Origin of the sequence: Rhodoferax sp. OV413 (assembly GCF_945881795.1) — a bacterium.
GTDB lineage: Bacteria > Pseudomonadota > Gammaproteobacteria > Burkholderiales > Burkholderiaceae_C > Allorhodoferax.
In genome coordinates, this window is the sequence record NZ_CAMCVG010000141.1 from 1 (window position 1) to 3,683 (window position 3,683).

Below are 3,683 nucleotides of genomic sequence, written 5' to 3' on the forward strand. Positions count from 1 at the left end.
GAGGCGGCTTCAGCGCTGCGGGGGCTGGTGGTAGCCGGCACGGGCAATGGCTCGGTGAACGCGGGCATGCTCGAATCGTTGCAACGTGCGGCGCAGCAGGGCGTGGCGGTGGTATTGGCCAGCCGCTGCGAAAAAGGCGGCGTGGTGCCTAGTAGTCGGGTGCCCGAGGGCTGGCGGGTGTATCCGGGCCTCTCGGCCATCAAATCGCGGGTGCGGCTGATGCTGGAACTGCTGGCGGCATAAACCAGTGACCGTAAAAAAAAGCCGCCTGAAGCGGCCTTTTCTTGGGGAAGTCCCGCGGGAACTTACTTGGAGAGTGCTTCCAGCACGCGGGCGGTGATGTCGCTCACATCGCCCATTCCGCTGATGGCGCGGTAGCGGGGTGCGGCTGCGGGTTCGTCCTTGGCCCAGTTGGAGTAGTAGTCCACCAGCGGGCGGGTTTGTGCGCTGTACACCTCGAGCCGCTTTTTGACGGTTTCTTCCTTGTCGTCGTCCCGCTGGATCAAGGGCTCGCCGCTCACATCGTCCACGCCCTCCACCTTGGGCGGGTTGAACTTGACGTGGTATGTGCGTCCGGATGCGGGGTGCGAGCGGCGTCCGCTCATGCGTTCGATGATGGCGTCGAAGGGCACGTCGATTTCCACTACATAGTCCAGGGCCACGCCGGCTGCGCGCATGGCGTCGGCCTGGGGAATGGTGCGGGGAAAGCCGTCAAACAAGAAGCCATTGGCGCAATCGGATTGGGTCAAGCGCTCTTTGACCAGGTTAATGATGAGCTCATCGCTGACCAGACCACCCGACGCCATAACAGCTTGCGCCTGCAGACCCAGCGGTGTGCCAGCCTTGACCGCGGCGCGCAACATATCGCCAGTCGAGATTTGTGGAATCCCGTATTTTTGGCAAATGAACGTTGCTTGTGTGCCCTTGCCAGCGCCTGGCGCGCCCAACAGAATGAGTCTCATGAATACCTCAAATGGAAAGAAAAACCGGAGTGTCTCCGTCGGTTGAGAATATCACGCACATGCCAGCTTCTGCCTTACAGGCTGTGCGCGTTTACCCGCCCCCGATGATGCGTCGCACACGTTCCAAGTCCTCTGGCGTATCCACTCCGGGCCCGGGGGCGCTGTCACTCACATGCACGGCTATGCGGTGCCCGTGCCAGAGCGCGCGCAGTTGCTCCAGCGCCTCGATCACCTCGATGGGCGCCTGCGGCAAGTTGGGAAAAGTGCGCAGGAAACCCGCGCGGTAGGCGTAGATGCCCACATGACGCAGCGGCGCCGGGTCGGGCAGGCTGCTGATGCCTTGGGCAAAACCATCGCGCCACCAGGCGATGGGCGCGCGGCTGAAATAAAGCGCCAAACCCGCGGCGTCTGTCACCACCTTCACCACGTTCGGGTTGCGAAAATCATCGACATCGTGAATCGGGTGGGCTGCGGTCCCCATGGATGCCTGGGGGTGGACTACCAACAAATCGGCCACCGCGCGGATGAGTCCGGTGTCAATCAAAGGCTCGTCACCCTGCACGTTGACCACAATTTCCCCGTCCGCCAGCCCTAAGAGCGCGCAGGCCTCGGCCAAGCGGTCGCTCCCGGAGGGGTGGTCTGTGCGAGTCAGCAGGCATTCAATCTGGTGCGCCTCGCAGGCCCGCAGGATGCTGGCATCGTCGGCAGCTACCACCACCCGGACGTCGTTCCCGAGCCCGTCGCGCACTCGCTGCGCCACCCGCACGACCATGGGAAGTCCGCCGATATCGACCAGCGGTTTGTTAGGCAATCGGGTGGAGGCGAGGCGGGCCGGTATGAGGACCGTGTAGGCCATGCTCAGGCGTCCAGCTCGGCGTCGGTCAGCACCCTCGCTTCCGTCTCGAGCAGCACCGGAATGCCGTCGCGCACCGGGTAGGCCAGCCGCGCGCTGCGCGAAACCAGCTCCTGCTTCTGGCGGTCGAATTCAAGCGGGCCCTTGGTGACGGGGCAAACCAGCAGTTCAATGAGTCGTGTGTCCATGGGCGGAATGATAACGGCGCAGGTGACTGTGAGGTGTGTGGTGGTGGGGTCGGCGGGGCCTCAATGCTTCCGGCTCAGGCCAGCAGGGCGTCGAGCGCGGCCAGAAATCCCGGGGGTAAGGTTTGCACCAGGGGCACGGCCCAGGCGTCGGGTCGGTGCGCCCACAGCTTGGTGGCGTCTTTTTCGGTGCAAATCAGGGTTTCGCGCCGGTCCCTATTGCGCGAGTAGCTATCAAAATCATAGTGATCCGGCAACGATTCGGTCTGCTGCAGTTGCAAGCCACACGCTCGCAGCATGGCAAAAAAGTTCTCCGGCTGCGCAATGCCGGCCAGTGCGTGCAGCGGGGAACCGGTGTGCTGCAGGGCCAGCAGGGGGCGGGTCTCGCCGTGGCCGTTGCGTGCCTCTGGCGCCAGCGCGCGGTTGGCGAGGTGCCCCGGCAGGCTGGAGGGGCCTGTCTTGACCACCAACAGCCGATCGGGTGATTGGCCTGCCGCTGCCACCGCGCTGCGCGGCCAAGGCTGGCGCAGCAGCCCCGCGGGCAGCAAACGGCCGTTGCCAACGCCCCGCGCGTCAAAAACGCAAATCTCGATATCCCTGAACAAGCGGTAATGCTGCATGCCGTCGTCGCAGACGATGTGGGTGATGTCGGGGTGCGCCTGCAGCAGCAAGTAGCCGGCTTGCAGCCGGTCGCGCCCCACCACCACCGGCACGCCGCTCGCGCGTAGCAGGAGCAAAGGCTCGTCGCCGACCAGCGCGGGCGGGCTGGCTGCCTGCACTTCGGTGGCGGCGGTGTGTTGCCCGCCGTAGCCGCGCGACACGATTCCAGGGCGCAGGCCGCGCGCGCGCAGGTGGGCGACTACTCCGAGCACAGTGGGCGTTTTACCTGCCCCGCCGGCAACCACGTTACCCACCACGATCACCGGAACCGGCAGCCGGTGCACGCGCAGCAAGCCGATTGCATACCCCCAGCGGTGCGCAGCACTCAGGCAGGCAATCAGCCAAGCTAAAGGCAGCAGGGCCGTGCTCAGCGGGCCGCGGCGCTGCCAGGCACGGGTGAGGGCGGGCTGCAGCACCGGCAAATGGCCTTACTTGCCGGAGTTGCCGGTGGCTTGTGTGGCAAAGGTGATTTGGTTCAGCCCCGCGCGGCGGGCCGCCTCCATCACCGTGACCACGGCCTGATGGCGGGCGCTTGCGTCGGCGCTGATGATGATTACCGTGTCCTTGCCGGCCTTGGCGTTCTCGGTGAGGGCGGCGGCCACGTTTTCCACACTGCGGCCTGTCAGCAGTTGCCGGTTGATGCTGTAGCCGCCATCGGCCCCGATGGCCACGATCAGCTCCTTGGGGTAGTCGCGCTGCGCATCGGCGTCGGCCACCGGCAGGGTGAGCTGCAGCTCGGTGAATTTGCTGTAGGTGGTGGACAGCATCAAGAAGATGAGGACTACCAGCAACACGTCGATGAACGGAATCAGGTTGATTTCGGGTTCGTCGCGCCCGCGGCGGCGGAAGTTCATGGCCATGGCTTAGCGGCGCAAAGACTTGAGATGCCGCACCAGCTGCTCGGCGCTGAGCTCAAGGGTGAGCAGGTAAGCGTCGACCCGGCCGCGGAAATAGCGCCAGAAGATGAGCGACGGAATCGCCACCACCAGCCCGAATGCGGTGTTGTAGAGCGCTATAGAGATG

At 64.8% G+C, this 3,683-nt stretch carries 6 protein-coding genes and 1 pseudogene; 1 reads left to right on the forward strand and 6 read right to left on the reverse strand.

What is annotated here, in order from left to right:
• Positions 1-243: pseudogene (locus Q0O05_RS11710) on the forward strand (asparaginase); the annotation flags it as partial.
• A gap of 62 nt (positions 244-305) precedes the next feature.
• Here the strand turns inward: Q0O05_RS11710 and adk are convergent.
• The 6 genes from adk to Q0O05_RS11740 all read right to left on the reverse strand — a co-directional run.
• Entirely contained in the window at positions 306-962 is a 657-nt protein-coding gene (adk, locus tag Q0O05_RS11715) for an adenylate kinase (RefSeq protein WP_293663236.1), read from the reverse strand.
• A gap of 91 nt (positions 963-1,053) precedes the next feature.
• Positions 1,054-1,818 (reverse strand): 3-deoxy-manno-octulosonate cytidylyltransferase, encoded by a 765-nt coding sequence (kdsB, locus tag Q0O05_RS11720; RefSeq protein ID WP_293663238.1) that lies wholly within the window; start codon positions 1,816-1,818, stop codon positions 1,054-1,056.
• Between the two features lie 2 nt (positions 1,819-1,820).
• The gene (locus tag Q0O05_RS11725) at positions 1,821-2,003 is read right to left on the reverse strand and encodes a Trm112 family protein (protein ID WP_293663239.1); all 183 of its coding nucleotides are present in this window, start codon (positions 2,001-2,003) and stop codon (positions 1,821-1,823) included.
• A 74-nt stretch (positions 2,004-2,077) separates the two neighbouring features.
• Positions 2,078-3,076, reverse strand: a complete 999-nt coding sequence (gene lpxK / locus Q0O05_RS11730; protein ID WP_293663241.1) for a tetraacyldisaccharide 4'-kinase — start codon at positions 3,074-3,076, stop codon at positions 2,078-2,080.
• Positions 3,077-3,088: 12 nt separating this feature from the next.
• Positions 3,089-3,514, reverse strand: a complete 426-nt coding sequence (locus tag Q0O05_RS11735) for a biopolymer transporter ExbD (protein ID WP_293663243.1) — start codon at positions 3,512-3,514, stop codon at positions 3,089-3,091.
• 9 nt (positions 3,515-3,523) lie between these two features.
• A partial coding sequence (locus Q0O05_RS11740; RefSeq protein ID WP_293663245.1) for a MotA/TolQ/ExbB proton channel family protein occupies positions 3,524-3,683 on the reverse strand: 160 nt, incomplete at its 5' end.